General features: G+C 72.2%; 2 protein-coding genes. Both read left to right on the top strand.

What is annotated here, in order from left to right; all coding sequences use genetic code 11:
• The first annotated feature begins 7 nt into the window (after positions 1–7).
• Positions 8–166, top strand: a complete 159-nt coding sequence (locus tag AC27IQ_RS24010) for a thermonuclease family protein (RefSeq protein WP_487091057.1) — start codon at positions 8–10, stop codon at positions 164–166.
• Between the two features lie 108 nt (positions 167–274).
• Positions 275–1,555, top strand: a complete 1,281-nt coding sequence (locus AC27IQ_RS24015; protein ID WP_487091056.1) for an MFS transporter — start codon at positions 275–277, stop codon at positions 1,553–1,555.
• Positions 1,556–1,643 lie beyond the last annotated feature (88 nt).

Genomic DNA, 1,643 nt, shown 5'->3' on the forward strand with positions numbered 1-1,643 from the left:
GGCCCAGGTGCGCGCCGGGCTCGCCTGGGTGTACACGCCGCGCGCGGCCGCCTACCCGCAGCTGGCGGCGCTGCAGCGCCAGGCCCAGGCCAGCCACACCGGGCTGTGGTCGCAAAAGCGCCCGCGCGCTCCCTGGGACTACCGGCGACAGCACCCGCACGGATAAACCGGTAGCATGCGGCGCTGACTTCCCACCGTTGGAGCCGCCCGCCGCGTCCGCCCGTCCGCTGGCCGCACAGGCTCCGGCCAGCCACCCTCCAGCCTCCCCAGCGCCGTGCCCGACCTTCCCACCGCCTCCCCCGCTCCCCCCGTTCCTGCCACCGAAAGCGTCTACCGGCACCGCGGCTTCCTCGCCTTCCTGATCGCCCGCCTGGTGGCCGTGTTCGCCACCCAGGTGCAGGCCGTGGTCGTGGCCTGGCAGGTGTACGACCTCACGCGCGAGCCCATCGCCCTGGCCTACGTGGGCCTGGCGCAGTTCCTGCCCATGCTGTGCCTGCTGCTGCCGGCCGGCGACCTGATCGACCGCGCCAGCCGCCGGCACATCCTGGCCGTGAGCTGGTCGGTGGGCGCGGTGTGCAGCGCGCTGCTGTGGTGGCTGTCGGGGCACGGCACGGCGGGCGTGGCGGGCATCTATGCGGCGCTGGTGCTGTTCGGCTGCTCGCGGGCGTTCTCGGGACCGGCGCTGCAAAGCCTGCTGCCGCAGATCGTGCCGCGCGCCCAGCTGGCGCAGGCCATGGCCACCAACAGCATGCTGATGCGCCTGGCCAGCATCACCGGCCCGCTGATCGGCGGGGTGCTGTATGCCACCGGCGGCGCCTCGCTCACCTACCCCGTGTGCTGCGCGGGCTTCGCGCTGGGCGCGCTGCTGCTGTCGCGCGTGACGGTGGCGTATGCCGCGCCGCCCTCGCCGACGCAGGGCCGCATGTGGGACCGCTTCGGCGCGGGCATCCACTTCATCCGCACGCGCCCGATCATCCTGGGCACGATCTCGCTGGACCTGTTCGCCGTGCTGCTGGGCGGCGTGGTGGCGCTGCTGCCCATCTATGCGCACGAGGTGCTGCACGTGGGGCCGCAGGGCCTGGGCGCGCTGCGCAGCGCCATCGCCATCGGCGAGGTGGGCGCGGGGCTGTTCCTGACCCTGCGGCCCTTCAACCGCCATGTGGGGCGGCGCATGTTCATCGCGGTGGCGATCTTCGGCGCGGCCAACCTGGTGTTCTCTCTGTCGCACTGGTTCCTGCTGTCGTTCCTGGCCCTGATGGTGGCCGGCGCGGCCGACATGGTGAGCGTGTACATCCGCGGGGCGCTGGTGCAGTTTTCCACGCCCGATGCCATGCGCGGGCGGGTGAACGCGGTCAACATGCTGTTCATCGGCTCGTCCAACGAGCTGGGCGAGTTCCGCGCCGGCACCAGCGCCGCGTGGCTGGGCGCCGTGCCGGCCGCGGTGGCGGGCGGGCTGTGCACCCTGGCGGTGGTGGGCGCCTGGACGCTCCTGTTCAAGCCCCTGCGCGACGTGGACCGCTTCGAGGAAGCGAGCGAGGAACGCCAGCGCCGCTGACGCTGAACGCCCGGCGGTTGACAGCGGTTACCAAAAAGTCCGCAGCCCGCCCATTCGCTCATATTTCGATAGCAATATGCCCTAGTGG

The sequence above is a fragment of the Acidovorax sp. KPB24-07 genome, from assembly GCF_057543315.1.